The following is a 22,647-nucleotide window of genomic DNA, read 5'->3' as shown; positions in this document are numbered from 1 at the left end:
CCCTACAGAAAAATATCATTTAATAACCTCGAATTTAGAATTTCCGGAGTTCCGATAAGTGGGACGGTTCAGCTACGCATCATTCCTAATAAATTATCAGGGATGGCAGAAATCAGATTTTGGTATGGCAACAAATTAGTAGGAATAGAAAAGGTCAAAAATGAAGACCTGAAATTAGTCCACTTTTAAATCTTAAATAGTCCACTTTTAAAATTTAGCTAACACAGCTCAAAAGGAATATTTATAGTAATTACAATATTTTTTTATCGGACATTCGGGGCAGTTTGGTTTTACTGGCTTACATATGTTCTGCCCAAATTGGACGAATAAATCGTTGAAATCCATCCAGTATCTTTCAGGAATTAATTTTCTAAGTTCCAGTTCTGTCTGCTCAGGGGTTTTTGTATGAATCCAGCCAAGTCTATTGGGAATCCTGTGACAATGCGTGTCAATTGGAAGTGCTTTTTTCCCATATCCATAGACAAGAACGATATTTGCAGTTTTTCTTCCAATTCCTTTAAACTTTAATAACTCCTCAATTGTATCAGGAGCCTTTGAATGGTATCTCTCTACAAGAATTTTTGATATTTCTTTGATTCTTTTTGCCTTTGTCTTATAAAATCCAACAGGATAGATTGCCTTTTCAATTTTTTTTGTTGAAATTTTTAACATTTTCTCTGGGGTGTCAGCTAATTTAAATAGCCTTTTCGATGCATTCCCTGTCACTTCATCCTTTGTTCTAAGGCTTAAAAGACAGGTGACAAGAACCTGATAAGGTGATCGAGTATTTTCTGAAATTTCTGTTACAGTAGGAGCTTTAAATCGGCTGGATTCTTTTTTAAGAGTTTTTATTATTTTCTCAATTTCATTCAGCTTTGTTTGACAACTCATAATCATTAAAATATTATAATAATAAAATGAAAAAAGAAAAACAGAAAATAAGAATAATTCTCTTCACTGGAAAGGGTGGGGTAGGAAAAACTTCTGTTGCCTCTGCCACTGCTCTCAGATGTTCTGAGCTTGGCTACAGGACGCTATTAATGAGTACAGATGCAGCTCATTCTCTGTCAGATTCTTTTGAGATGGAGATTGGAAAAGAAATAAAGGGGGTAGGAAAGAACTTGATGGGGGTTGAAATCGATGTGAATTATGAGATTCAGAAAAACTGGGGTCCTATTAAAAACTTCATCCATGATTTTTTGAAAAAACGTGGCCTCGATGACATAATTGCTGAAGAGATGGCAGTTTTTCCTGGAATGGAAGAAATATTTTCCCTTTTAGAACTTGTTCAATATTATATGAAGGGACAATTTGATGTAATAATAATAGACTGTGCTCCAACCGGAGATACGCTGAGGTTACTCTCTGTTCCTGACATTGCAAAGTGGTACATGGAAAAAATATTCAACATCGAGAGGATGGTCCTAAAGGGGGTAAGACCTATTATGAAACAGTTTGTTGATTTTCCCCTTCCTGATGATGGTGTTTTTGCCTCAGTTGAAAAACTTTACAGAAATCTCATTGGAATAAAGGAGGTTCTTACAGATCCCGAAATTTCTTCTGTAAGGATGGTGGTGAATCCTGAAAAAATGGTGATAAAAGAAGCTCAAAGAGCGTACACATTTTTAAATCTATTCGGCTTTGTTACAGATGCTGTTATTATCAATAGAATAATAACGGATGAAATTCAGGATAGTTTCTATGATCGCTGGAAAGAAATTCAGAAAGAGCATCTAAAAAATATAGAAGAGAATTTCAGTCCGATTCCCATCTTTAAGTCAAAATTATGGAAAGAAGAAGTTGTTGGAAAAGATTTGTTATCACAGATGGCTTCTTACATCTATCAGGATAAAAATCCCGTTGAGATTTTTTACAAAGAAAAGCCAATAAAAGTGGTTGAATTAAATGGAAATCATTTTCTTTTGATAAAAATGCCGTTTGCTACAAAAGAAGTTGTTGACCTATGGGTAAATGGAGATGAATTGACGATAAAATTTAAAAATTTTAAAAGAAATTTAGTCTTGCCGAGAAGCCTTTCTTTTAAAAAGATAGAAGAAGCAACGATAAAAGAGGGGTTTCTTGAAATAAAATTTGGAGGGGAGAATTATGGGGAATTTTCTTGAATTCTGTAAATTTTGTCCTGTTTATTTATTTTTTGCAAAGATTCCAAATACAGAAGCAGGAAAGCATCTATTCAATGCAAAAAAAGAAGTTTTATTTGCCCTAAAAAGTGTTATTGAAAAAGAAATAGAAAAAATTGATAAAATGGGTAAGAAGGAAAAAGCAAGAAAAGTTGAGGTAAGCTGAATTTCGGAAACAAGTAAAGTTTTGTGGCTGTTAATAATTTGGGCAGCAAGGGTGGACAAAAATAGAGATAGAGAGGTTAACCATCCCCTTCGCTCAGATCTCCTTGCATCAAAATCTATGCTCGTTCGTTCAAATAATCTCCTATCTCTCAAAGTTATACTATCTCTTAGATGATAAATCCTCTCTCGCTCACGTTCGTTATATCATTTCTCTTTCGATATAATAAATATAGGAAATTATTCTCACTTACTTCGCAGATTTTTAGATGCTCGTCGATATATCGCTCAGAAGACGGTTAACCTCTCAATCTAAGTAGTATTTTAAGTCACTCTTCTTGCCTAAAAATACATTGATTTAATTTCTCCTACCACAAAACTTTACTTGCTTCATGAATTTCCATTAATTTGACTTGGATAACATCCTTCTATATAATTAAAATTTCTTAAAATGCGTAGGAGAATATAATTGGTAGAAATAAAGACACTTGTGTTGATTTTGTATTTTTCAATATTGGCAATTCTATCTGTTTATGGATTCCACCGATATTTTTTGCTTTATCTTTTTCTTAAAAATAAAAATAAAGACATAAAACCAAAAAGTTATTTTAAAAAACTTCCCACTGTTACAATTCAACTTCCAATCTATAATGAGATGTATGTGGTAAGAAGACTGGTCGATGCGGTATGCAGACTTGATTATCCAAAAGAACTTATTGATATTCAGGTTTTGGATGACTCGATAGATGAGTCCCAAGAAATTGCGAAAAACAGGGTGGAGTTTTACAGGGAAAAGGGGTTTAACATCAAATATTTTCACAGAGAAAATAGAAGAGGGTTTAAAGCAGGTGCCCTTGAAGAAGGCCTTAAAGAATCAGAGGGAGAATTTGTCGCCATATTTGACGCTGATTTTATTCCAACACCAGATTTTTTAAAAAGCACAATTCATTATTTTACAGATGACTTAGTTGCAATGGTTCAGGCAAGATGGGGTCATATAAATCGGGATTATTCATTGCTTACAAAAGTTCAGTCAATATTCTTAGATGGCCATTTTATGATAGAACATATAGCAAGAAATCGATCAGGAAGATTTTTTAACTTCAATGGAACAGCAGGAATCTGGAGAAAGGTGGCTATATACCAGGCAGGAGGATGGGGAGTGGACACTCTTGCGGAGGACCTCGATTTAAGCTACAGAACTCAGTTACTCGGTTGGAAATTTATCTATCTTCCAGAATTTTCTGTTCCTGCAGAACTTCCAGTAGATATGAATGGATTCAAAAGCCAACAATTCAGATGGGCGAAAGGTTCGATTCAGACAGCAAAGAAAATACTCCCTGTGATTTTAAAGTCAAGGATTTCTTTCTGGCAAAAATTAGAGGCGTTCTTTCATCTGACTGGAAATCTAACATTTCTTTTAATGGCTCCCCTTTCTCTTCTTGTGATGCCTACCGTTATTATAAGAAAGGGACTTGGCTGGTCTGATATGATTGCAATAGATTTTCCTCTTTTTATGTTTGCAACTGCATCTTTTTCCCTATTCTATTTAGTTTCTCAGAAAGAAATATACACTGACTGGGAGGATACATTTAAATACCTTCCATTTTTGATGTCTCTGGGAATCGGACTTGCAATAAACAATGCCTGGGCTGTCTTAGAAGCTCTTATGGATAAAAAATCTGAATTTGTAAGAACTCCAAAATATGGTATTGAAAGCCAAAAAGAAAACTGGCTTATGAAAAAGTACAGGGCCAAGAAAAATTTTATCTCATACATTGAACTTTTAATGGGAATATATTTTACATTTACCGTAATTTTAGCCTTTAAAGAAGGAATCTACATGACAATTCCCTTCCTTTTATTGTTCCAATCAGGATATCTGTACATGGCTTTTTATTCTTTGATTCAGAACGAGAAAATATCTGAGTTCTTCTTGGGCGATAGAAAAGAGGAGTATGTCAAATCCTCAAAAAATTTCGGAAAAAAATAAATATTTCCTGCCCAAAACTTTTTTCTCCATTATTCGTATTTTAATTTAAATGGGAAAAATAAATTTATTTGAATCATTTCGAATATCCCTCTCTTCACTTTTTTCTAACAAATTAAGAACTTTCCTGACGCTTCTGGGAATAATAATTGGAGTTCTCACAGTTATAGTTGTGGTATCTATCATTCAGGGGTTAAACAAATATGTTTCAACCACCCTATTTAATTTTGGAACGAATGATTTTTTTGTTATGAAAATGCCAGGAATAGTTACAGATTTTAATAAATATTTAGAATACAGGAAAAGAAAGGATTTAACTTTTGATGATGTGAAAGCATTGAGGAAATACTGTAGGAATTGCAATTTAGTTGGAGCCTTCTCCACAACTCCTTCTGAGGTTAAACATGGAAGGCAATTTCTTAAAGATTTAAGCATTAATGGAGTTACTGCCGTTGACCACCTTATAGGAAGAGTGTTTGAGCTTGAATCTGGAAGGCAGATTTCATCAAACGATGAGGAGCATTCAAGAAAAGTTTGTATCATAGGCTGGGAGGTTAAAGAGAAACTTTTTCCATATACTGACCCTCTTGGTAAGATCATAAAATTAGGAAATCACTATTTTCTGATAATAGGAGTTGGGAAAAAACAGGGTTCCATCTTAGGATTTAATCAGGATAATTATGTGAGGATACCTCTTACAACTTTCCAGAGAATTTTTGGTAGATGGAGAGATCTTATAATCGAAGTTCATACACTATCCCAGAGTGATATGGTTAAGGCTATGGATGAGGTGAGGATGATCCTCCGAGCCCAGAGAAAGATTCCTCCAAAAAAAGAAGATGACTTTGATATCTCAACCCAGGAAACTTTTATCGATTTTTATAAAAAAACAACATCCACTCTTTACATTGCAATGGTGATAATCTCCTCGATTTCTCTTTTGGTGGGAGGGATTGGAGTTATGAACATAATGCTCGTTTCGGTCTTGGAGAGGACAAGGGAAATAGGAATCAGAATATCAGTAGGGGCGAGGAGAAAGGATATCCTGAAGCAATTTCTAATAGAATCCTCTTTCATCTCTGGAATCGGCGGCATACTGGGTATCATTCTTGGATTTTCAATTGCAAAGATAGTTTCTGTTGTAAGCCCCCTTCCATCTGCGATTGAATTATGGTCGGTCATTGCAGGTTTATTGATTTCTGTATCAGTGGGTTTGTTTTTCGGAATTTATCCTGCAAACAAGGCATCCAGACTTGACCCGATCGAGGCTTTAAGGAGAGAATTGTAAGAAGATGAAATTATTGATAATTAGAGAATTACTCTCGATTTCTTTTTCTACATTAAAATCCCATAAATTACGCTCCCTTCTTACAGTTGTGGGTGTGATGATAGGGGTGATGACAGTAATAGGAATGGTTTCAGTTATAGAAGGGATAAACAGGAGTTTTATGCAGAGTCTTCAGAGCATAGGGTCGAGCTTAATATTTATTTCTAAGCATGAACCTGGCATAAGGGTTGGAAGAATGTCAGAGGAGGAAAGGACGAGAAAGGGGTTTACGTATGAAGATGCGATAGCAATTGAAAGACTCTGTCCTTCTGTCGGAGAAGTGACATATCAGCATTATTACAGCCTGTTTGATTATGGAAGTCTGACTGTAAAATATCGAAATGAAAGATTACAGAACCCGAGTTTTTTGGGCGTTAATTCTGAGTATTTGGAAGTTTTTGAAAATCCAGTAAAAGATGGAAGATTTTTTACAAAAGAAGAAATGCTCAGGAGGGTGAATGTCTGTGTTCTGGGAATGGAGATAGTTGAGGCGCTTTTCCCCCATTCTGACCCAATAGGAAAAGAAATTATGATAGGTAATGATAAATTTAGAGTGATAGGCTATTTTGAAAAAAGAGGGAAGCTTTTCGGAGAAAGCAGGGATAATCAGATTCTTATTCCATTTTTTACATTTGAGAAACTTTACCCTCAGGTTGAGGATGTTTTTATTGCAGCAAAGCCAAAATCTCCTGAACTCATTTTCAAAGCGATTGAGGAGATAGAAGAAGTTTTGAGAAGGAGAAGAGGGGTTCCATTCGGAAAGCCCAATAATTTTGCTGTTTTTACACAGGATACAATTGCAAGCCTCTACAATCAATTAACCCAGGCAGTTTATATAGTGATGATAATAATAGCCTCGATAAGTCTTTTAGTTGGCGGGATTGGAGTGATGAACATTATGCTTGTCTCAGTGAGAGAGAGGTTGAGAGAGATTGGAATAAGAAAAGCAATTGGCGCAAGAAACCGGGATATTCTCTGGCAATTTCTTTTTGAAGCTATGACACTTGCAGGAATTGGAGGAATAATTGGTATATTTCTTGGATGGATGGTAAGCATAGGGGTCAAGGAATTCACTCCACTTCCTGCTGCTGTTTCTCTTTGGTCAGTTTTTATCGGATTTTTAATTTCTCTTTCTGTTGGCATTTTTTTTGGAATATTTCCAGCTCAGAAAGCTGCAAAACAGAGCCCGATTGAAGCATTAAGATATGAATGATAAGAAGAAATAAAAAAGGGGCTGATTTTCAGCCCCTCTTTTATTCTGTTAGAGAGAATCTTACTTTACAGTAATTCTGTCCTTCCAGAGCTGGAACATCTTCTCTCCGATTCCTTTAACCTTCATTACATCTTCGATTCTCTGAAAGTTTCCGTTCTTTTTTCTGAAATCCACAATAAGCTGGGCTTTTTTTGGACCGAGTCTTGGAAGAGTAGCTAATTCTTCAGCTGAAGCAGTGTTGATATTGATCTTTTTTACTTCCTGAGCTTTTGCATCAGTTTTCTGAGCTTGAGTCTCAGCTTTTACTACAGGCGAGAAAACCAATAAAATCCCTAATGCCAAAAAGCTTGCCATTACAACTCTTAAAATTTGTTTTTTCATTTTGTCCTCCTTCATTATTTTTTAAGCAAAGGAGATGCCAAATTTAATAAGTTCAATGTTATCAGATAATTAACAAATTTTTAAAAAATTATTGAAAAATTTAAGTAAATCAATATTTACATTTTATAGTTTAGTTTAATGTTCTATTGTTAACTTTGGTTTACATATCATAGATTAGGGGCACATCCGAATCTTTTGAAAAAATTCTTAATCAATACTCTATATAAAATGAGAAGGAAGGGTGGCTCAAAAACAATGATTATTTTAAAAAAGGGATGTGTCTCTAATTTATTTAGCTTTTGGATGGAATTCTCTGTATATTCTCATCAATTCTTTTATGTTAAGATGGGTATATTTCTGGGTTGTGTCTAAACTTTCATGGCCGAGGAGTTCCTGGATTGACCTCAAATCAGCACCTCTTGAAAGAAGATGGGAAGCAAATGAATGCCTGAGAGAATGGGGAGAGATTTTTTTGTTTAAATTTAATTTAATTCCAAGGTTTTTTATCATTCTCTCCACAGACCTTTCTGTAATCCTTTCTCCACGAAAATTTAAAAAAACAGGTTCAAAATCAATCTTTCCATTGTTCAATTCAAACCTGTTATTTTTCCACTGGATAAGTCTTATTTCAGCATATTTCCCAAAAGGAACAATCCTTTCTTTTTTCCCCTTTCCTTTTACCCTGATTATTTTGCTGTTAAAATTAACATCATCCCAGTTAAGGTTTACAAGCTCTGAAACTCTCATGCCTGTAGAATACAGTAGTTCTATAATTGCTGCATTTCTTTTTTGAAGCGTGCTATCCTCCTTTATTTCAAGCAGCTTTATCGTTTCTTCTTCAGAAAGAAACGATGGTATTTTTTTATCCACTTTTGGAGAGGAAACAGCTTTTGCAGGATTATGATTGATCACTCCTTTTTCGACTAAATACTGAAGAAATGACCTTATCGAGGCCAATTTTCTTGAGAGGGTTGACTTCTGACTTCCTTTTTTAAGTATCTCAGCTGAAAATCCCCTTATTACAATGTTGTCTATTTCCTTAAGATCCACATCTTTGTAAAGAAGAAATTCATTGAACTGGTTTAAATCAAGGCTATAATTTCTTATCGTATGAGATGAATAATTCTTTATATTTTTCAAATAATCTAAGTATGATTTTATTTTATCCTTCAATTATTTTTTTTAAGATATTCAAGCATTTGCTTTGCAGTGGGAACGTTCGGGTCGTCAGGAGAAAGTTGAATAAATTTTTCAAAAGCTTTTATCGCTTCCTCCATCATACTCTGATTCACATAGAGAAGCCCGAGCTGATAGTAAGATGCTCCATAATCACTTTGAACTTCGATTGATTTCTTGAAAGCCTCCAGAGCTCCTTTATAATCGGCATTGTTCATAAGACAGGCTCCTAAATTATAGTAGGCTTCAGGGTCATTGGGACTTATTTCAACAGCTTTCTTAAAATATTTCGATGCTTCTTCGAAATCTTTCTTTAAACCATAAAGCTCGCCCAGGTTTTTTAGGCCAGAAAAACTTTGAGGCTGAATCTCGATCATTTTTTTAAAGGCTTCAATCGCTTCATCATTTTTATTCATTTTTCTGTAAGAAATCCCGAGATTATAATAATAAATTGGCTCATTCGGGTCTTCCTTTAATGCTTCCCTATATTCATTCACTGCTTTTTCATAATCTCCTTTTTGAAAAGCTTCGTTAGCCTGTTTGAAAGATTTTTCTGATGGAGTTTCTTTCTTTTCTCCATATTCTCTTGCAGTCTCAAGCTCTAAATTTACTTCGACCGTCTCGTTAATTGGAACTCTTATTTCAAGAATACCTGTTATAAAACCCTCTTTTTCACACTTAATCTGGTAATAGCCAGGATACAACCCAATCTGAACAAATTTTCCTTTTTTGTCAGATCTTAATTCATACTTGGCAGTGGGATTGGCGATGGAAGTTATAGTAATTTTTGATCCCTGTATCGGATTTTTATTTTTATCGGTTATAAGTCCAAGGATTTTTCCCTGAACTGAGGAAAGGAGATATATAACTAGTATTATTAAAATTATTATGAATATAATTACCTTTTTCATCATCTCCTCCATATTTATAATAATTTCATAATCATTTAAAATCAATAAAAACTTTACTTGCTTCAAGTGCTTTTGATATTATCTCAAAGAAAGGGAATTAGGATGAAGAAATTATTTCTAATTTTGCCAATTTTTATTTTTATAATAATTCCTTTTTATTCAAAAATAATTTCTCAGGAAAGGCAGCCAGCAGTTGCCGGTGCATTTTACCCAAAAGATGCAAAAGAATTATCATCGATGATTGATAAATTTATCGAATCTGTAAAACCCCCTGAAATCAAAGGTAGGATATATGGAATAATCGTGCCCCATGCAGGTTATATATATTCAGGAAGAGTGGCTGCTTATGGATATAAATTGGTTTCAGGGAGAAAGTATGATGCAATTGTGGTGATTGGACCTTCCCATTATTTTCCTTTCGAGGGAGTTTCTGTATATCCAAAAGGCTACTATGTGACCCCCCTTGGTAAAGTTAAAATTGATGAAAAACTTGCCTCAGAGATGAGAGCTCAAGGCAGGAGCTTAATAAGAGATATCCTACAGGCCCATCTAAAAGAGCATTCCGTAGAAGTGCAAATTCCATTCATTCAAAAAGTATTTGGCGATATTCCCATAGTGCCTTTAGTTATGGGAAATCAGGATGAAAGGACAATAAAAGGGTTAGCTATGGCTCTTTCAAAAGCATTAAAGGATAAAAATGTATTGGTTGTTGCTTCTACTGACCTCTCCCATTTCCACTCAAAGAGCCGTGCGAAAGAAATCGATGATTTTACAATCTCTTTTATCGAGAATTTTGATGAAGATAGATTGATGAGAGAATTTTTAATCGATAGGGCTGAAATGTGCGGAGGAGGACCTGTCATATCCATGATGATGGCAACAAGGATACTCGGTGCAAAAGAAGTAAAAATATTAAAATATGCTGACTCCTCAGATGTAGGTGGTCCAACTGAAAGAGTGGTTGGTTATCTTTCAGCAGCAGTTATTGTTCCGGAGGCAGTGAAAAAAGAGAGTAAAAATAATGGAAAAAAAAACAAAAAAGCTCTAAGTTTCATCGAGTCTCCCAATGAATTAAGAAGCAATAATTTTTTTCCTTCCAGTAATATTAATTATAGATTTAATGAAATCAACCTCACCTCTTCTTTCAGCCCCCTTAATTTATTTCAAACTGATATGGATAACTTCAATTCTTCTTTTATTAATCCTCCTTATGGTTTAATTTATAGATTGAAAGAAGTGGATAAAGAAGAGAAGGAAATAAGGCACGATCTTGATAAAGAGATGAAAGAAAAAACAGAAAATTTTAATTTAACTGAGGGACAAAAGAATAAGCTTCTCGAAATAGCTAGAAAATCTATCGAAGGTTGGGTTTTAAGAAAGGAAGTTTACAATGTGGGAAATGTGGAGGAAGGGTTAAAGGAATTAAGAGGTGTTTTTGTTACGATAAAGAAAAAAGGAGAGCTAAGGGGGTGCATAGGGTTTACCGAACCTTTGTTCCCCTTATGGGAAGCAACTCAAAGGGCAGCAGTCTACGCAGCAGTAAAAGACCCAAGATTTGAACCATTATCTCCTGAGGAATTGAAAAAGATTCACATTGAAATCTCAGTGCTTACACCTTTAAAGAAGATTTCAGATATAAAAGAGATAAAGGTTGGAACCCATGGTCTTTTAATTTCCAAAGAGGAGCGAAAAGGATTGCTTCTACCCCAGGTTGCAGTTGATCATGGCTGGACAAGAGAACAGTTTTTAGACCAGACCTGCCTGAAAGTTGGCTTTCCCTATGGCTGCTGGAGAAAAAACGCCGAAATCTTCATCTTCGAAGCTGAAATCTTTGAGGAGAAATGAAAATTTTTTAGCAAGCCTTTTTACAGGCGTTTTGGTAAAAACTTATAAAAATTTAAGGTTCTTTTGATTAAATATCAGAAAAAAAGTTCAATTAAAATTAAATAATAAAAAATTAGGGAAAAGATATTGGAAAATATTATTATTATCGATATCTATAAATTTTCATAATTTTTTCAAATGAAAATGGAAAAAATAAATTGAGAAATAAACCTGCCATTGATTTATAATTAAATGGATTATTTTTTAAGCTACTAAAGAAATAGATGGTTGATTTTCTTTGATTCTTTAACAGAGAGTTAAAAACTCCCTTTTTATAATATAAATGAGATAATACTTTTTTTGGCGTATTTTCATCTACGATTAGGTTTTTCTCTAAGACGGCTACTTCATTTTTAACCATTCTAAAGATGTCAGCGCTCATCATAGATGAAGCAATTCTATATTTTGCTACATATTTATCAATGTATCCTATTTTATAATGCTTTGATATTCTTAACCACATATCATAATCTTCACAAGATGTTAAATTTTCATCAAATAAACCTACTTTTTCGAAACATTCTCTCCTCGCAAGAGCAGAAATCACTGTAAATAAATTTCTATTTAATAGATCTTCATGAGTAATTTCAGGTCCAATATTTTTTGGCGGAATCGAGTAAAGAGGTTCTCCTGATTCTGATATACATAAAGTTTTTCCGCACACCATTCCAAAATCTTTGTTATTCTCTAAGAAGTCATAAAGTGTAATTAAGGTATCAGGATACCAGATATCATCTGGATCTAAAAATGCAATATAGTTACCTTTAGAAAATTCAATTCCCTTATTCCTAGCATTCGAAAGACCTTTATTTTCTTGATAACAATAAACTAAATCATTTTTATAAGGTTGAAGTAATTCTTCCACATTATCAGTAGATCCATCATTAATGAAAACTATCTCTAAATTTTCTAATCTTTGACTTTTTGCATTTAAAATTGCCTGTTCTACATATTTTTCACAGTTAAAACAAGGGATAATAATTGAAATTAATGGATTATTCACTTCTTTTTAATCATTTTTATAATTTTATTTTAAAAATAATTGCTTATAAATATAATTGGTAAAGAATAAATGAGCTTCTTTGTCTACCTTTTTAAAACCTCTTTAAGCCCAGAAGATTGATTCTTCAGATAAGTTTTCTAATACCCCTTGAAATATATTCAGGCAATAAAACTTTTGGATTTAATTTTATAGCCCTAATAAAAAGCCATAAAGCTTTCCATTTGAAAAGCCTGGCTGCCGATACTGTCAGAATTAGAATTTTTTTTGCCGCATCGAGTGCCACTGCTTTAGCCTCAATTGAATTTAGAGATACTAATTTAAGATAAGATCTATATAAATTTTCAATTAGTTTGTATACTTCTTGAATTTGATGAAAATCATTTAAAAAATTCTCTCTAACCATTTGGTGAAGACTTATTATAGTTTTTATCGGAATTTCTTTATTCAATGTTTGGGAAATAGATGAATGCATAACTTTAATAACTGCTTGTTCTTGTTCTGGAAAATACCTTGAGGTTATGTTGTTCACCCCGATACGATGACAAAGAAGGACCTCTGGAAGATTAGCTAATTTAGTTTTAAAACTTGCACGAGTCCAGAGATCATAATCTTCAGCATGTTGCGCCTCTATATGATATAAACCTACTTTTTCTATAATAGAACGTCGCATCATAACTGATGCGTGGCTCATACAATTTTCAAATAATAGGCACCATCTTATAAGACCAGGCATTGTTGGTAAACATAATTTCTTTAATGGAATTCTATTTTGATCAATTAACTCCATCGATGTCCCTAAAAAATCAATTTCAGGATGTAGCTCCATATACTCTACTTGTTTCTGTAATCGTTCGGGTAAACTTATATCATCCGCATCCATTCGGGCAATGTACTTTCCTTTACTAAGATGACATCCTCTATTAAGAGAAGCGATTACTCCTTGATTTTCTTGATTGAAGACAAATATTCGCTTGTCTATCTTCTGATACCGAGTAAGAATTGCACCTGTGCTATCAGTCGAGCCATCATTAATGATAATGAACTCAAAATTTCTGAATGTCTGGTAGAGGATACTTTCAATAGATTTTTCTAGGTAATTTTCGCCATTATATACTGACATAACAACACTTACAAGAGGTGTGTCAGTCATTCAGTGTATCTCTTCTGTTTGACCTAAGCGCACTTTCCCTACCAGACCATAACTGAGTGGCTTACATTGTAGGCCTAACTGCTTGAAGATTTCGGTAAATCTATGCACATAGGTGTGCTCACATAATGTTCGTTCATAACCTGCTTGTGCGATTGCAATTCGTTCATCCTCATGGTGTAGATAATAATCTATTTTCTCTATTAGGTCATCTATGCTATCGAAGCAAACAATCTCTCTACCAATTTTATAATAGTTTTCCAAATCCTCTGCCATCTCTGTTAATAAGAATCCTCCACAGCCAGGAATTTCAAAGTTTCGCCCCTTGATTTGGTCAATGTACTTCCTACTACCGGGATAAAAGCGAATTTGAGTACCATCAGCAATCTTAGAATGTTTTATAGCTGTTAACCACTGCTTACTCATTGTCTTGATCTGTGATCTAAATGGAATGACCTTTAGATAGTTAGAAAGCCATCGATGAGTTATATTTTTTACTCGTCCTTTATGGATTGATAGGGGTGTTGAAGAATGGGATAAGTTAAGATTGATACGGCTCTGATTAAAGACTCTAATCATTTCTTCCTGTGAGATACGCCCTGACTCCCAGCTTCTGCCCCACACATGGACATCCACCCCAGCGTTGCGAAGCGCCTGGATCACCTGGCGGCGGTTGCTGTGGGGCTGCCCCACGAAGGTGACATCGTAGATCAGAGGGAGGTTGAGCTTACGATAAAGGAAGTGGTTGCATGCCCACTGGCTCTTAACGACATTGCGATAACCCAACTTTTCGTACTTGGGTAACGCCCTCTTGGCTGTGGTGACTACCCAGTTAAAACAACGAGCCCAGTAGCGGGCGTAGTTATCGAAACGCCAGTGGTCATCGCAGAACCAGTTGAGGGTGATAGTTTCTGTGTTCTGCGAGATCTCACGCACCACTGCCGGGTCGAGTTCATCTTTGAAGAGCACTGTGAACATCAGGACTGGCTTTTCTACCTTTACCACCTCTAGCAACCTGCGATTCATCCAGTCTCGGCCGTGTTTTTGCATTAGGGTCATGAAGTCGAAGTAGAGAATGTCGTGGCCCATATGGAGCAGGGAGTGGTAAAAGTTGTAATGCTCAAAGCTGTAGCCCTGTTCGAGCTTGCCGTAGTCGTATTTAAGGGCAACGTAAAGTATTCGCATAGATCACAAATGCCTTTTCGGACGAAACCATTGTTTCACCCAATTTACAGCCAACAAAGGATTGAGTATAGATCGTTGCAACTGCTGCCAAACATCAAACAACTCGATCCGTTTTAAATGACGAGCCTGTAAGGATGTTGGTGGTTGAGCATTAAATTCCTCTATCAAACTAACATATTCGTTGATGATGATAGACCAGTCGAATCGTTGCTGGGCATACTCCCGGATCTCTTCACGGACGGCTACATTTCTAGAGATTTGCTCATCAATAGCATTTTGTAAACGATTTGGATCAGTTAATCCATCCGGGAGAATCGTGATAAAGTCCATAGGATCAAGATTAGCACTGGCGCTTTCGGAAACCACAATGCTTAGCCCTGCAGCTAAAGCTTCTGGTACAACCAAAGGAGCAGCTTCGCCATCGCTTAGTAGCACAAGACAACTGTAATCCGTTAGATGTTCGTACAGGTATGGTTTATCCCATATCCCTAAATAGCGACATGTTTCATTTTGCTGAAAATTAGGATCTACTATTGGTCCAACAAAATCTATATTAACTCGCCCCTTCGAAATACCTGCCAGTAATGCTTGACGCTTCCTCGGTTCAATTTTGCCTAAACAGATAGCCTTCCTATTTCCTTGATACCGGAAGTTAAAGCGCAACACTTCAGCACCATTGCGTAGTACGCGTAGGAAACCTTTATATCCGCTATCCCTGTACTTTTGCGCAATTTTGTCCGATAAAGCAATGATACCTGGTGCTTGTAGGGTATTCTTAAATATGCTCTTGTAATAAGTTCCCCACATCCTTGGCTTAAGGATGTAACTATAATGACTTGTGCAACAGTAAGGTTTGTTTAAAGACTGGTTGAAAAACCTAATATACTCGTCGTAATGCAAATGAACGAAATCGTATTCGTTTGTATTGATAGTGCGCGCTACGAAATCCAAGTCTTTGGTGTTGTAAATATTAACCTTGTGGCCTAGCTCTTCCAAGTAAACCTTATAGTTCCAAATCAGAATCTCAACAGCCCCCCAGTTTTTAGCCGGGATCGGCATAAGCCCAGGTCCAATTAGAGCTATCTTCATTGTTAGGCTGCTATTCCTTTCATTATTTTGGCCACGTATAGGTCACAAGGTCTGCCACCTCCCATCTCCACAAGGTTCGGTAACCGGGCGCTGACAACGCTAGAAACGACCTGAAATCCATGGCGGTTAAACAGACCATCGAGTAGATCTCGAGTTAGAAACTGAATATGGGCACTATCACAAGGTATGTGCAAGTACTCTGACAAGTAGACTGCTCCATCTTCAGCCAGAATCTCATAGCATTTGCGGGCAACAAGATCCAAGTCACAAAAGTGCGGCAACGCGTTGTAGAATAGTATCACGTCATATGTGCCACACGGAGTGAACCGTTCGAATGGCACCACATGGACGTGAAAGCCATGGTTACGATATCGTTCGTAAACCCAGATGGGGTATACCAATGGATCCACGCCTTCCTTCAGACCGTTGAATTCTAGCCGCGAAAGATAACTGACCGGTCCACATCCGACATCTAGAACCCGGGAACCGGCTGGAAAGGAATCCAGTAAAACACCCAAGGTAGTTTCCAGTTGTCGTAGGATGAAAGTCTGTTTGGCCACCTCGGATTCTACGAGTCTTGTGCACGGAGCATCCTCTGGGCCGTTCCATAAGCTACACCAGCAAACCCGCTCTGCCTCCTGGGCAGCTTCCCAGCGCGGATCTCTTGTGGCATATTCGTCGAAGAACAACTTCTGATATGCTTTCAACACTTGGGGCCAGGTTGCGCCAATTTTCAATACGAAGCGATGGCCAGCCTCGCCAAGGTCTTGCCGCAATCCAGCATCCCTAGATAAATGTTCCATTCTGTCAACAAAGTCTTGTGATGAATCTGCCACCACAATATGTGGATAAGCCCAGCGATTACCCGCCAAAGTCGTCAAGTAGGGAACTTCCATAAATCCGCATTCAAGCATAATATTGGGCTGAGGCCCTTCGACTCTGCTTCTGCTGCAGTGAGCGATACCATGCTTGACGAGCCCGAGAAAATCCTTCCGTGGCAAATCAAGCAAGATATGGATACGCGGATCCCTTTCGGCAGCCTTTATTATCTTAATAAGTGAACCATCGCCGGTGTCCTTGTGGCCTGCCAATACCAACCCAATATCAGATCGTGGGAAATCTCTGAACAACTCTGCTAATTCAACATGATTCTTCCATTCCCAAAAATTCTGACCACATATAAAATAGTCCTGCTCACTAATCCCATACTTATGCCGCAATATGTTCTTGTCTGGCAAATCATTAAATTCTTCCGCATGAACCCCTTGCGGTATGATGCGAATCTTGTGTTGTGGTATATAACGAGTATCTCTTTGATAGTCTGAACTAGTGTAATCCACGTGTATATAGTAGTCAAATATCTGGCCAACTTTTTGTAGCACCGATGCCATCCACTTTTCATCCAATTGATACGGCCCGCCAACGGGGTTCATTACCTTGAGACAATCCAAACTTGCATAAAGGTCAAGGTTTTGATAGTTTATAGGATTGTATATCATATTGCAGAAAAAAATGTCAGGATTCAAATCCCGCACAAAGTTGCGGAAAGATTTTTGGTTATCTACCTCATAGATCTTAACCCCATTGTGTTCCTTGAACGTGCGCCCAATTTTGGGACATGCCACATAGACATCGCAGAACTGAGCCATATGTTCTGCGATGGTTTGCAATACGTACTCAGATCCACCCTGCCAAGGATAGTAGGCTGAATTGGTACAAAGCATAACTGGGCGCTCCTTCGATGGCGTTGTTGAGTACCTTCCAGATAGGAAATTCAACCAATGTTTTAGCCAACTGCTCGCACCGAACACGAGATGCATTGGATTCCTCCGCTTAGAGATGAGTCCTAACCAAGCTGTTCCCAAAAGCAATCGGGCGCAATAAGAGTATATGTGTTTGTAGGCGTATGGCCCGTTCCGTAGACATCAGCCGGTGTAACATCCAACGTCGCAAGTTCCATACGCCACAAATATCGCAATCCAGGTACCGTCAAAGCTCCTCTAACAAGGTAAAGTCCTGCTGCTAATGGGAAGCGAGGAAAGACGCAGTCTACCCAACCGTCCTTTCCCTCGGTAAATGCAATAGTCAAATTTGCAAAAGGAGCACTTGCACTATAAAGGACAGGAATGCTCTCCAAAGTGGTAAACTCGAGATCTACTCCTCCGCCGTCCAGGTATTTGTTGGATTGAAAAAAGATTCGAAACCGGACATAGTCCCATGTCCTTAGGACGGGCTTTCTACATCCCTTTTCATCTAAAATTAACACCCGTGTTATAGCAAAATCTGAATTCGATATGTCAATGTCCGCAAGCTCTGTATCGAAGAGGATGCCTGGTGGATACGCCCGCTCTACCGAGTGCAGGATAGCTTCTCGATAAGCTTCAAGCACCGAGTGGGTCAAATCTATTAGTTTAACCGAGCCCTCCTCCAGCCATATAGCCTTTGAGCACAATCCTTGAATTGCCGCCATATTATGACTTACAAACAGCACTGTGCGGCCTTCCTTCGCTACATCGCCCATTTTGCCAAGGCACTTTTTCTGGAAGGCAGCATCGCCAACTGCAAGAACTTCGTCAACAAGTAAAATCTCAGGCTCTAAATGGGCAGCAACAGCAAAAGCAAGACGCACATACATTCCACTGGAATAATATTTAACCGGAGTGTCAATGAATTTCTCTACCTCAGCGAAATCTACAATCTCATCAAATTTTTTATCGATCTCAGTCTTCCTCATTCCTAAAATCGCACCATTTAGATAAATATTTTCCCTTCCTGTTAATTCTGGATGAAAACCTGTTCCCACCTCAAGTAGAGACCCAACTCTTCCTCTTACTTCAGCATAACCCTCTGTTGGTTCAGTGATACGAGATAGAATTTTTAGTAAAGTTGTTTTTCCAGCGCCATTTCTGCCGATGATACCAATTACTTCTCCCTGTTTTACTTCGAAAGATACATCTTTAAGAGCCCAGATGAAATTATTTTTTGAACGCTTAGAAGTTTGAACGTTTGAGCTTTTTACCATAGGTTGGAGACGTCGAAACGGAGAATAGATGAAATTTGTTATGGAATCACGAAGAGCTTTGTATCGTTCTCGTTCTCCAATTCTGTAAATTTTCCCTAAGTTTTCAACTCGAATTACTGAATTGCCCATTTTTTCCATTACTCATACCACATCCGCGAATGTTTTCTCCATTCGTCGGAAGTAATACAAACCACTTATTAATAATACCATAACTGTTATTATTGAAACAAATAATAAAGGACCGGGTGCCTGAGTTTTCCCCGTTAAAGCCCACCTGAATCCCTCAACTACTCCAGCCATTGGATTTAATCCATACAGTGCTCGAAATCGTTCTGGAACAAGGCTGCTTGGATATGCAACAGGAGAAATAAAAAGCCAGAACTGCAAGATGAAAGGAATTACATAACGAACATCTCTGTATTCAACGTTTAACGCTGATAGCCATATGCTAACAGATAGGGCGGTCAATATTGCCAATAAGATAAATAGAGGCAATGTCAATATAGCTAATGAAGGTATTACAGAGTAAAAAAGCATAATTAATAAAAGAACACCAAATGAAATCGCAAAATCCAGTAAGCCTGAACAAACTGAAGAGAGGGGCAGGATCAATCGGGGAAAATATACTTTTGTGATCATACGCTGATGTTCCACCAGGCTGTTACTACCTTGAGAGAGTGCGTTAGAAAAATACATCCATGGAACAAGAGCTGTATATGCAAAAACTGGATATGGAATCCCATCCGAAGGAATCTTTGCGAGAAGGCCAAAAAAGATACTGAAAACAACCATCGTAAAAAGAGGCTGGATAATTGCCCATGCTGCACCCAAAATAGTTTGTTTATATCGAACTTTAATGTCCCTCCAGATTAAAAAATATAATAGTTCGCGATATTCCCATAGTTCTTTTAAATTTATGTTTACCCATCCTTTTGAAGGTCGGATATATGTTATGGGGATACGGATTTTTGAGACTATATCTTCATCTTCAATTTTTTCTTTGTTTATGTCTGCTTTATTTATTTTCATCTTTATAATTAGTTTTTATTTTTTATAATTTCTTCTAATTTTTTTTATATTATTTCAGATTTAGTTAATTCAAATTTCCTGGTTTTATTAAAATCTTTTTCAAAATACTTAGTTTTATACCACTCAATTGTCTTTTTAAGTCCCTCTTCAAAGGAAGTTTTAGCTTTGAAACCAAATTCTTTTAGAGCTTTAGAGGTGTCGAGCATTCGTCGAGGCTGGCCATCGGGCTTGGAAGAATCCCATATAATTTCGCCTTTAAATCCTGTTAGTTTTGCAATTAAATTCACTAAATCCTTTATGGAGATTTCAAAGCCAGCTCCAATGTTTACAGGCTCGCTTTTATTGTATTTCTCAGTTGCAAGCATTATTGCCTCTGCACAATCCTCCACATATAGAAATTCTCTTGTTGCCTTTCCTGTGCCCCAGATGGTGACTGATTTGCTGGGTATGGCATCGAAAAACTTTTTTATCAATGCAGGGATTACATGGGAAGATTCAGGGTCGAATTTATCTCCAGGGCCATAAAGATTAACTGGGAGAAGGAAAATTGAATTGAATCCATATTGTTTCCTGTAAGCCTGAGATTGCACAAGGAGCATTTTCTTTGCGAATCCATAGGGTGCATTTGTTTCCTCCGGATATCCATCCCAGAGATTTTCTTCTTTAAAAGGCACTGGAGTGAATTTTGGATAGCAACATACCGTTCCAATACCAACAAATTTTTCAACCTCAGACTGTCTTGCAGCTTCCATTAATTGAGTTCCCGTAATTATATTATCATAGAATAATGCTCCAGGATATTTTTGATTAAAACCTATTCCTCCAACTTTTCCCGCAAGATGGATCACGATGTCAACTCCTTTTACAGCTTTTTTACAGTTTTCCCAGAGTCTTAAATCAATTTCTTTGCTTCTTGGAATTGATATATTTTCAGGAGGTACTCCTTTTGAGATTATTTTTTTAACTACATGGGAACCAAGAAAACCTGCTCCTCCAGTTACGAGTATTTTCTTATTTTCCCAGAAATTCATTATTATTAAGTATATTTTAATTATTAGAGAAGTCAAGAAAATTGATTTTCCAGGTGCTTGACAAAGAATTTTGAGTGTGGTAATAAATAATATAAGATAAAAAAAGATGCCGATATATGAATATAGATGTAAGGATTGCAATGAGAAATTTGAATTTATGCAGAAGGTTGGAGATCAACCGATTGAACAATGTCCAAAATGCAGGGGAAGATTATTTAGAATTATTTCTCCTCCAGCAATTCAATTCAAAGGGTCAGGCTGGTATATAACTGATTATGCAAGAAAAGATCCAAGAGATGGAAAGGGGAAAGGAGATAAAAAAGATGAAACCACTAAACAGGGGAAATCAGATGAGAATAAAGATTCGTATAAAAATTGATAATAAATATGGCTTTTTAAATAAATTAAATCAGGCATCACCCCCCTTTATTCAATAAATACATCCCACCTCCAAAAAAGGTCTCCCGATAAAAAGGGAGACCCCCGCCTTTATAAAGATATCAATCTTGTTGGTAATCCTTTCTATCCATTTTAAGAAAATAATTGTTTATAGAGCTTCTCCTGTTTTTTTACCATTGAGTTAATTTCAAATTCATCCAGCATTTTTTTATTTTTTTCTGCGAAAGATTTTGATAATTCGGAATTTCTAAGTAATGCAATTATTTTTTCCTTTGCATCGTTAAAGTCATGGGGCTTGAAGAGAAATCCATTTTGACCATCATTGATTATTTCAGCATTTCCATCCACTGAAGTTGCAACAACTGGCACTTCAGAAGAGAAGGCCTGGGGGATTACCTGAGGAAGTCCTTCATATATTGAAGTTAAAACTAAAACATTGAGAATCTGATAAATTTCTTCAATGTCATACCTCCATCCTAAAAGAGAAAATGATTCGATAAGATTAGATTTTTTAATTTCTTTTTCAATTTTCTTTCTTAATTCTCCATCGCCCACTAATACAAAGTGAGTATTAGGCATTTCATTTTTCAAAAGTCTGGCAATCCTCACAAAATCAAGGGGAGCTTTTTGAGGCTTAAAAGGTACAATCATTCCTATTATTTTTTTGTTTAGCGGTAATCCGAGCTCTTTTTTCTTTTTATCTCTATCAACTCTAACATTTGTAAATCTTTCAATCTCAATTCCGCTTCTTATCAGGCTTACATTGTCTTTTTTTAAAATTTTAAGTTTTGATCCATATTCAATATTATTTTTGGAAACAGCGATAAAATGGGTAGTTATAAGGCCTGTTATTTTTTCAAGGTGAATAAAAATCCATTTGATTAAAAAGAATTGTTGTGGATAGAATCCGAACCCGTGGATCGAATGTATTCTGATTCTTACGCCTGAAAGATATCCTGCCCATCTTCCTAAAATTCCAGCTTTTGAGCTATGAGTATGAATTATATCTGGGTTCAATTTCTTTAAAATAATAATAAGTTGTATGAGAGCAATCATGTCAAACAATGGATTTATTTTTCTTCTCATCCAGTGCAATGAGATAAATTTTGCATTCAATTTTTTATTCGCTTCTCCATCAAGAATTCCTTTTTCTCCTGAAATAAGAAATGCTTCAAATTCTTCTTTGTTTAAATTTGATACTGTATATAGTGTATTTTTCTGAGCTCCTCCAAGCTCAAGTTTTGTAATTATATGGCAGATTTTAATTTTTGATATCATTCTATTCAATATATCTAATATATGAGAAATATCTTTACAATACTTTTATTTATTTTTTTGGAATTTGTCTTTATGACTATGCAAGAAAAGGGGGAAGGTTCGCGTGGGGGTGATGTAAATTTATTTCTTGATTATATGAAAGCGCTGCAGTACCTAGCCGATAGGTGGTATAAAAGGAATAAGGAGGTACTGCAGGATGAAAAGATTTTTTGGTTGCGATGCTCACAAAAGGTATTCGATGTTTGCCTCGATGAACGAAGCCGGTCATCTCCAAGGATC

General features: G+C 36.4%; 22 protein-coding genes. 8 read left to right on the top strand and 14 right to left on the bottom strand.

The window, feature by feature from the left end; all coding sequences use genetic code 11:
- On the top strand, positions 1-189 hold a 189-nt coding region (locus tag AB1410_00630), incomplete at its 5' end, for a hypothetical protein (GenBank protein ID MEW6455205.1).
- Between the two features lie 39 nt (positions 190-228).
- Here the strand turns inward: AB1410_00630 and nth are convergent.
- Positions 229-891, bottom strand: coding sequence for an endonuclease III (gene nth / locus AB1410_00625; GenBank protein MEW6455204.1), 663 nt, complete (start codon positions 889-891; stop codon positions 229-231).
- 26 nt (positions 892-917) lie between these two features.
- Between nth and AB1410_00620 the strand changes: the two genes are divergently transcribed.
- The 5 genes from AB1410_00620 to AB1410_00600 all read left to right on the top strand — a co-directional run bounded on the left by AB1410_00620 (position 918) and on the right by AB1410_00600 (position 6,833).
- Entirely contained in the window at positions 918-2,123 is a 1,206-nt protein-coding gene (locus AB1410_00620) for an ArsA family ATPase (protein MEW6455203.1), read from the top strand.
- Entirely contained in the window at positions 2,107-2,307 is a 201-nt protein-coding gene (locus tag AB1410_00615) for a hypothetical protein (protein ID MEW6455202.1), read from the top strand. Before AB1410_00620 ends, AB1410_00615 begins: the two co-directional genes overlap by 17 nt.
- Before the next feature lie 465 nt (positions 2,308-2,772).
- Complete coding sequence (locus AB1410_00610; GenBank protein ID MEW6455201.1) at positions 2,773-4,296, top strand: cellulose synthase family protein; 1,524 nt, start codon at positions 2,773-2,775, stop codon at positions 4,294-4,296.
- Positions 4,297-4,345: 49 nt separating this feature from the next.
- Complete coding sequence (locus tag AB1410_00605) at positions 4,346-5,581, top strand: ABC transporter permease (protein ID MEW6455200.1); 1,236 nt, start codon at positions 4,346-4,348, stop codon at positions 5,579-5,581.
- A gap of 4 nt (positions 5,582-5,585) precedes the next feature.
- A complete protein-coding gene (locus AB1410_00600) occupies positions 5,586-6,833 on the top strand; it encodes an ABC transporter permease (protein ID MEW6455199.1) in 1,248 nt (415 codons plus the stop codon).
- A 60-nt stretch (positions 6,834-6,893) separates the two neighbouring features.
- Here the strand turns inward: AB1410_00600 and AB1410_00595 are convergent, their stop codons facing one another.
- The 3 genes from AB1410_00595 to AB1410_00585 form a co-directional block, all read right to left on the bottom strand.
- Positions 6,894-7,214: a ComEA family DNA-binding protein gene (locus tag AB1410_00595; GenBank protein MEW6455198.1), complete on the bottom strand. Its 321-nt coding sequence runs from the start codon at positions 7,212-7,214 to the stop codon at positions 6,894-6,896.
- A gap of 288 nt (positions 7,215-7,502) precedes the next feature.
- The gene (gene xerC / locus AB1410_00590) at positions 7,503-8,387 is read right to left on the bottom strand and encodes a tyrosine recombinase XerC (protein ID MEW6455197.1); all 885 of its coding nucleotides are present in this window, start codon (positions 8,385-8,387) and stop codon (positions 7,503-7,505) included.
- The gene (locus AB1410_00585) at positions 8,384-9,301 is read right to left on the bottom strand and encodes a tetratricopeptide repeat protein (GenBank protein MEW6455196.1); all 918 of its coding nucleotides are present in this window, start codon (positions 9,299-9,301) and stop codon (positions 8,384-8,386) included. Before AB1410_00585 ends, xerC begins: the two co-directional genes overlap by 4 nt.
- A gap of 102 nt (positions 9,302-9,403) precedes the next feature.
- Here AB1410_00585 and amrB point away from each other — a divergent pair, with 102 nt between their 5' ends.
- Positions 9,404-11,146 (top strand): AmmeMemoRadiSam system protein B, encoded by a 1,743-nt coding sequence (gene amrB, locus AB1410_00580; GenBank protein MEW6455195.1) that lies wholly within the window; start codon positions 9,404-9,406, stop codon positions 11,144-11,146.
- Positions 11,147-11,288: 142 nt separating this feature from the next.
- On the opposite strand, the gene AB1410_00575 is transcribed toward amrB, so the two are convergent.
- The 8 genes from AB1410_00575 to AB1410_00540 form a co-directional block, all read right to left on the bottom strand.
- On the bottom strand, positions 11,289-12,188 hold the full coding sequence (locus AB1410_00575) for a glycosyltransferase (GenBank protein MEW6455194.1): 900 nt from the start codon (positions 12,186-12,188) through the stop codon (positions 11,289-11,291).
- A 124-nt stretch (positions 12,189-12,312) separates the two neighbouring features.
- Positions 12,313-13,338, bottom strand: a complete 1,026-nt coding sequence (locus AB1410_00570; GenBank protein ID MEW6455193.1) for a glycosyltransferase — start codon at positions 13,336-13,338, stop codon at positions 12,313-12,315.
- Positions 13,339-14,520, bottom strand: coding sequence for a glycosyltransferase (locus tag AB1410_00565; protein MEW6455192.1), 1,182 nt, complete (start codon positions 14,518-14,520; stop codon positions 13,339-13,341).
- Between the two features lie 3 nt (positions 14,521-14,523).
- Positions 14,524-15,609 carry a glycosyltransferase family 4 protein gene (locus tag AB1410_00560; GenBank protein MEW6455191.1) on the bottom strand — a complete coding sequence of 362 codons (1,086 nt, stop codon included), beginning with the start codon at positions 15,607-15,609 and terminating at the stop codon, positions 14,524-14,526.
- A 2-nt stretch (positions 15,610-15,611) separates the two neighbouring features.
- Positions 15,612-17,279: a methyltransferase domain-containing protein gene (locus tag AB1410_00555; GenBank protein MEW6455190.1), complete on the bottom strand. Its 1,668-nt coding sequence runs from the start codon at positions 17,277-17,279 to the stop codon at positions 15,612-15,614.
- Between the two features lie 176 nt (positions 17,280-17,455).
- A complete protein-coding gene (locus AB1410_00550; protein MEW6455189.1) occupies positions 17,456-18,760 on the bottom strand; it encodes a polysaccharide ABC transporter ATP-binding protein in 1,305 nt (434 codons plus the stop codon).
- Between the two features lie 12 nt (positions 18,761-18,772).
- Positions 18,773-19,660: an ABC transporter permease gene (locus tag AB1410_00545; GenBank protein MEW6455188.1), complete on the bottom strand. Its 888-nt coding sequence runs from the start codon at positions 19,658-19,660 to the stop codon at positions 18,773-18,775.
- A 44-nt stretch (positions 19,661-19,704) separates the two neighbouring features.
- Entirely contained in the window at positions 19,705-20,691 is a 987-nt protein-coding gene (locus AB1410_00540) for a GDP-L-fucose synthase (protein MEW6455187.1), read from the bottom strand.
- 106 nt (positions 20,692-20,797) lie between these two features.
- Between AB1410_00540 and AB1410_00535 the strand changes: the two genes are divergently transcribed.
- Positions 20,798-21,070 (top strand): FmdB family zinc ribbon protein, encoded by a 273-nt coding sequence (locus AB1410_00535; GenBank protein MEW6455186.1) that lies wholly within the window; start codon positions 20,798-20,800, stop codon positions 21,068-21,070.
- 152 nt (positions 21,071-21,222) lie between these two features.
- On the opposite strand, the gene AB1410_00530 is transcribed toward AB1410_00535, so the two are convergent.
- Together AB1410_00530 and AB1410_00525 are read right to left on the bottom strand one after the other, a co-directional pair.
- Positions 21,223-22,368: a glycosyltransferase family 4 protein gene (locus AB1410_00530; protein MEW6455185.1), complete on the bottom strand. Its 1,146-nt coding sequence runs from the start codon at positions 22,366-22,368 to the stop codon at positions 21,223-21,225.
- A 76-nt stretch (positions 22,369-22,444) separates the two neighbouring features.
- The coding region (locus tag AB1410_00525) for a hypothetical protein (protein ID MEW6455184.1) at positions 22,445-22,647 on the bottom strand (203 nt) is incomplete at its 5' end.

It is taken from the genome of Acidobacteriota bacterium, assembly GCA_040756905.1.
Taxonomy (GTDB): Bacteria; Acidobacteriota; Aminicenantia; order JBFLYD01; family JBFLYD01; genus JBFLYD01.
Note: the sequence above shows the minus strand (reverse complement) of the source record. Positions and strands in the feature narration are given on the sequence as shown.

What these genes read in the sequence shown, in the direction of transcription:
- AB1410_00620 (MEW6455203.1), top strand. Translation starts at nt 918, where the DNA reads ATGAAAAAAGAAAAACAGAAAATAAGAATAATTCTCTTCACTGGAAAG.
- AB1410_00535 (MEW6455186.1), top strand. Translation starts at nt 20,798, where the DNA reads ATGCCGATATATGAATATAGATGTAAGGATTGCAATGAGAAATTTGAA.
- AB1410_00550 (MEW6455189.1), bottom strand. Translation starts at nt 18,760, where the DNA reads ATGGGCAATTCAGTAATTCGAGTTGAAAACTTAGGGAAAATTTACAGA.
- AB1410_00530 (MEW6455185.1), bottom strand. Translation starts at nt 22,368, where the DNA reads ATGATATCAAAAATTAAAATCTGCCATATAATTACAAAACTTGAGCTT.
- amrB (MEW6455195.1), top strand. Translation starts at nt 9,404, where the DNA reads ATGAAGAAATTATTTCTAATTTTGCCAATTTTTATTTTTATAATAATT.
- nth (MEW6455204.1), bottom strand. Translation starts at nt 891, where the DNA reads ATGAGTTGTCAAACAAAGCTGAATGAAATTGAGAAAATAATAAAAACT.
- AB1410_00570 (MEW6455193.1), bottom strand. Translation starts at nt 13,338, where the DNA reads ATGACTGACACACCTCTTGTAAGTGTTGTTATGTCAGTATATAATGGC.
- AB1410_00605 (MEW6455200.1), top strand. Translation starts at nt 4,346, where the DNA reads ATGGGAAAAATAAATTTATTTGAATCATTTCGAATATCCCTCTCTTCA.
- AB1410_00615 (MEW6455202.1), top strand. Translation starts at nt 2,107, where the DNA reads ATGGGGAATTTTCTTGAATTCTGTAAATTTTGTCCTGTTTATTTATTT.
- AB1410_00545 (MEW6455188.1), bottom strand. Translation starts at nt 19,660, where the DNA reads ATGAAAATAAATAAAGCAGACATAAACAAAGAAAAAATTGAAGATGAA.
- AB1410_00560 (MEW6455191.1), bottom strand. Translation starts at nt 15,609, where the DNA reads ATGAAGATAGCTCTAATTGGACCTGGGCTTATGCCGATCCCGGCTAAA.
- AB1410_00595 (MEW6455198.1), bottom strand. Translation starts at nt 7,214, where the DNA reads ATGAAAAAACAAATTTTAAGAGTTGTAATGGCAAGCTTTTTGGCATTA.
- AB1410_00585 (MEW6455196.1), bottom strand. Translation starts at nt 9,301, where the DNA reads ATGAAAAAGGTAATTATATTCATAATAATTTTAATAATACTAGTTATA.
- AB1410_00600 (MEW6455199.1), top strand. Translation starts at nt 5,586, where the DNA reads ATGAAATTATTGATAATTAGAGAATTACTCTCGATTTCTTTTTCTACA.
- AB1410_00540 (MEW6455187.1), bottom strand. Translation starts at nt 20,691, where the DNA reads ATGAATTTCTGGGAAAATAAGAAAATACTCGTAACTGGAGGAGCAGGT.
- AB1410_00565 (MEW6455192.1), bottom strand. Translation starts at nt 14,520, where the DNA reads ATGCGAATACTTTACGTTGCCCTTAAATACGACTACGGCAAGCTCGAA.